Source organism: Microcystis sp. M53603_WE2 (assembly GCF_030065435.1).
In genome coordinates this window covers 1-4,138 of the sequence record NZ_JASJFF010001015.1, presented here as the reverse complement: position 1 = coordinate 4,138, position 4,138 = coordinate 1, and the positions used below count along the sequence as shown (strand labels likewise).

Genomic DNA, 4,138 nt, shown 5'->3' with positions numbered 1-4,138 from the left:
GTTTGGGTTTTCCCTTAGGAATAGAACCATTCTTGATCGTAGGGTGAGAACCACAATTAGGACAGGGGAACGGAGGTGAACTAGGGGGGGCACTTTGTTCGGTGCTAGACTGATATTTCAGTAAGCCAGACAGGAGCCAGAAAAAGATATTTATCAGAAAAGTCGTGAGCAAGCTAGAGGTTTAAAGACTGAGCGGGTTCCAATTATTTTTATTAATAAATATTTTACACAATTCATACCAGGTAAGCAAGAGGGCTACGCCACTACTACCGAATCATTACCAAAATCTGGATTCCTAATCCACACTAAGGAGATATCAGCAAAAGCTTGCTGGATAAAATTTTACAGCCAGCAAATATTAGAAGAATGGGAAAAATTACGTTAAACAATTCTGTCTTGGAAAAGTTAAAAACTGTTCTCAATTAAGCAAGATGAAGATGGCATTGAGAATTTGCCATAGAAAACGGGTTTCTCAAAGAAACCCGTTTTCTGGAATAATCAATGGGAGTGTCAATCTCTTGTCTCGATTAATTCGGGGACAAGTTCAGGAATAAAACCCGGTTCGGCTAAAGAACCAGTAACATGATGTTCAAAGACTTCTGCGGGGGGAAAAGTTTTCTTGACTTCCTGAGATTGGGGATCCGTAGAAGGTAGCCATTTAATTAGGGGTAAAGGTAGGAGAGTGGAGAGATTAGTAATCACTACCAATAACCAAAGGTTATCAAAATTAGTTTCGGTGACTCCCAACCAATGGGTTAATAAAGCGCCGATTTCTTGGGAAACTAATCCTGACATATTCCAGATGGACATTAATAAAGCGAATAGAGATGCTTCAATGCCCACGGGACAAAGACGGGCCGATAAAATTAAGACCGGTAAAAAGGCAATTTGTCCCATGACGGTGAGGATGAGACTATCCCCCAAACTAAACCAATGATCGTCAATACCGAGCGCTCGATTAGTATGGGTAACTAAGAGTAGGGTAGTCATCCCTAAAAGCGCGGAAATCACCGTACTCCAACCCAAAATTAAACGAAAGGAAATCGCTTTTAAAAACCGTTGATATACCCAGATGCCCAGGATCGAGGCTAAACTGGTGACTAAGCGCACTCGTCCTAAAAATTCCGGTTCAAATCCTAACTCGTTGGTGGTGAAGTAAAAAAAGGCAGAATCGGCGCTAGGGGTAGCCTGCCAGAGAAAAATAAAGGCAGTGGGTAATAAAATTGATTTTTGTCTAATTGCTGACCATAATTGCCCGATTTGCTCCTTGACTTTGGGCGTGGATTGTGTATCATCATTATTCTTGACTTTTTCCTCTGTGATTAAAAACGCCATGGCTGAGGCAATCAGGGGAAAAATAGCCGTGAGAGCGAAGACAGGACGAGTACCGAGGTGTGCCAGTAACCAACCCCCCAGATAAGCCGTAATTAAGCCGCCTAGCGCCGATATTCCCCAAGTTAAGGACTGTAGAGAACCGGATTGAGTGAAGGACTCTTTGCGCGCCCTTTCTACTACCAAAGAATCGACGATGACATCGCTAATGGTGACAGAAAGGGAACCAAGCAGGATCGCCGCCGTCGCTTGCCAGGCATTCTCCACCACAGTGGCTAGGGCCAACCAAGCTAAAACCCCGAGAATTCCCGATAAAATTAGGTAGGGCCGACGACGATAGCCGAAAATAGGCAAACCATCCGAAAGAAAGCCAAAAGCTGGTTTAATCACCCAAGGAATCGCCGCCACTCCGATTAATGCCCCCATCTGGGAGGGACTCAAGGCCAAATCGTCTTTTAAAAAGAAGCTAACCGCTAATCGGGAGAGTCCGAGAATGCCCTGCACGAAATAAACCCCTAAAATGCCAATTAATTCGGGATTAGGGTCATTTCCGAATAAGATACTCTCTTTAAGGAATTTTTTCCCGCGATCGATGCCAAGGCGATTAATAAGCATGAAGTTTCATAAATATTTGTTACTGTCTCTATAATAATGATTGAGCGCTCGATCGGTGCGTTAGCTGTTAGGGTTTAACTGTTGAGCTTTAGGTTTTGGCGGTTGGGTATTGGGTTTTAGGGTTTTAGTTGAATTTCCCCTGCTCCCCACTTCCCCATCCCCAATCGGCATAAAAGGCTTATTGTAATGTTATGTGGAAAGTTTCTTGCGATCGCTTTATTTGAAAGTAATATACAGAAAGATTTTTAAAAAAATGTGTATTTGGGGTGATATGGGGAAAGTTTCGGTCTAATATCTAGCTGGGCGGCTATCCTGCCAGTTAAGAAATAGAGCTTGTAACAGATTCGATTTTGCTGATAGACTTCGCCTCCCTCGTAGTTCCCTCAACCTGGTTTTAATTGGTTTGAGAATACTTCTCGCTCCACCCTCTGAGGACTGTCGTGATAGTGGTGCCACGGCAGATTTCAATCCTCACCTCCTGCACCAACAACAGTTTCAGGAGAAAATGATGAAAAGACGATTCAGAGGCCTACTGGTCTGTTCCTGCCTTTCCGTCGCAACGGTGTTAGCTGCTTCTGGCCTGGCTCCGGCCCAAACTTCAAGCCAAACTCAATACGTTGTGCAGGTGCGCCGCCAGCTTAATGGCGCCCGAGACCTTCTGGGAGCTAGGGGGTTTGAAAAGACCCATGACTATAAAATCGCCACCTTGGCCAATGGCGGCGCAAAGTCTTCTACTTTAGACCTTCAGAAGGGAATGCAATACGTCATCATCGGCGTTTGTGACAAAGACTGCTCTGACCTTGATATTAAGGTCTATGATGAAAATGATCGGGTAATAGCTACGGATAAGCTAAACGGCTTTTACTTCGGATCACCGATATAGACTCCAAAAGGGTTATAGCTATTGGATCATGCAGGTTAAGCGCCGTTTAGCTTACCTCGGCTGATGATAAGCCTTTAGTAACAGTCACCCCCAGATGGACTGGCGAGTTCCGCATCCTGGTAAGTATGTATAAATGCGGAAACAGTCCCTGTTATTACGGGATTGGAGTATTTGGCCAGTAGTGCGATCGCGTCGCCTCCTAGGTTGGGTTGAGCGCAACAATACTGGGTCGAAAATGGCTCAATTCGCTTGTTTAAGCGAAACCCAACCACCCCAAAGGTTACTCTTGGTTGGGTTTCCTAGCGTCAACCCAACCTACAATAGTTGCTGCTCTCGTAGTGGATTGTTTCAGTGCGCTCGCCATGGCCCTAGGGTGCGTTCCCTAAGGTCAGTCCTACTACTGCACCGATAGATTGTTGGGAACGCACCTTGCTCATTCATTGAGGCTGTAAGTCCAGATAATCTAATATCCTCTGTCAGATTAGCAGCTAATTGGGGATAGATCATCTACTTGTTGCATTAATGCGATGCCGAAGGCACGGCGTAGCAGTACGCTGCTCTGGTAGTGGTGGAGGGTTCATAAAAGAATGCCCCAATCGGCATAACAGACTTAACGCGATCTGCAACTAAAAACGACAGAATCAGGGTTCCAGAGGATACTTTATCTCTGCTAATACCATTTTTCTTTATTCTTGGCAGGTATCTTACCCCCCCCCTTGCCCCCACGAAAAACTTTTTGCCGCAAACCCTACTTATGAAAAATGGTATAATTTCTGAAAGCCTTGTAAATCAAGACTAAAAATATAGTTGCACAAGGGGTGACTTATTGTCGTGTTATTGGGAAAGTTTCTTGCGATCGCTCTATTTGAGAGTAATATACAGAAAGATTTTTTTTAAAATGTGTATTGGGGGTGATGTGTGGAAAGTTTCCGTATAATATCTAGTTAGTCCCCAGTGACAAAGCCATTGGATTTTCAATAGATGTTATGCTGACCAGTATTTTGCTGTGGTCGATGGCACTTAGCCTGTTGCTAATCAGCTTCACCCCTGGAGTATGGTACAAGCTATGGTTTTTTGAGATTTTGGGGACAGGCTATCTTTGGTTTGCGGGCTTGACTTTGATCTTGCTGTTGGCTCTGTTTTTACCCAGGTTCCGTCCTTCGCGCTGGAAATTGATGATCACGTTAGCTGTCGGACTGGGGTTTTATGCCAGCACAATTGGTACCTGGTATGTTCCGAGGTTGCGAGATGCTAGAACTGGTGGTTTCCCATTGACTGTAATGACCTACAACGTCAACTACCAACTAT

At 44.5% G+C, this 4,138-nt stretch carries 2 protein-coding genes and 2 pseudogenes; 2 read left to right on the top strand and 2 right to left on the bottom strand.

The window, feature by feature from the left end:
- Together PX481_RS21415 and PX481_RS21410 are read right to left on the bottom strand one after the other, a co-directional pair.
- Positions 1-172 (bottom strand): annotated as a pseudogene (locus PX481_RS21415) (ISNCY family transposase); the annotation flags it as partial.
- 338 nt (positions 173-510) lie between these two features.
- A complete protein-coding gene (locus PX481_RS21410; protein ID WP_288095884.1) occupies positions 511-1,947 on the bottom strand; it encodes a folate/biopterin family MFS transporter in 1,437 nt (478 codons plus the stop codon).
- A gap of 562 nt (positions 1,948-2,509) precedes the next feature.
- On the opposite strand from PX481_RS21410, the gene PX481_RS21405 reads away from it, so the two are divergent.
- Together PX481_RS21405 and PX481_RS21400 are read left to right on the top strand one after the other, a co-directional pair.
- Positions 2,510-2,830, top strand: coding sequence for a hypothetical protein (locus PX481_RS21405; RefSeq protein WP_288095882.1), 321 nt, complete (start codon positions 2,510-2,512; stop codon positions 2,828-2,830).
- Between the two features lie 986 nt (positions 2,831-3,816).
- Positions 3,817-4,138 (top strand): annotated as a pseudogene (locus PX481_RS21400) (endonuclease/exonuclease/phosphatase family protein); the annotation flags it as partial.

Bases quoted from the DNA above. Each gene is read 5' to 3' on its own strand.
- PX481_RS21410 (WP_288095884.1), bottom strand. From the start codon at position 1,947: ATGCTTATTAATCGCCTTGGCATCGATCGCGGGAAAAAATTCCTTAAA.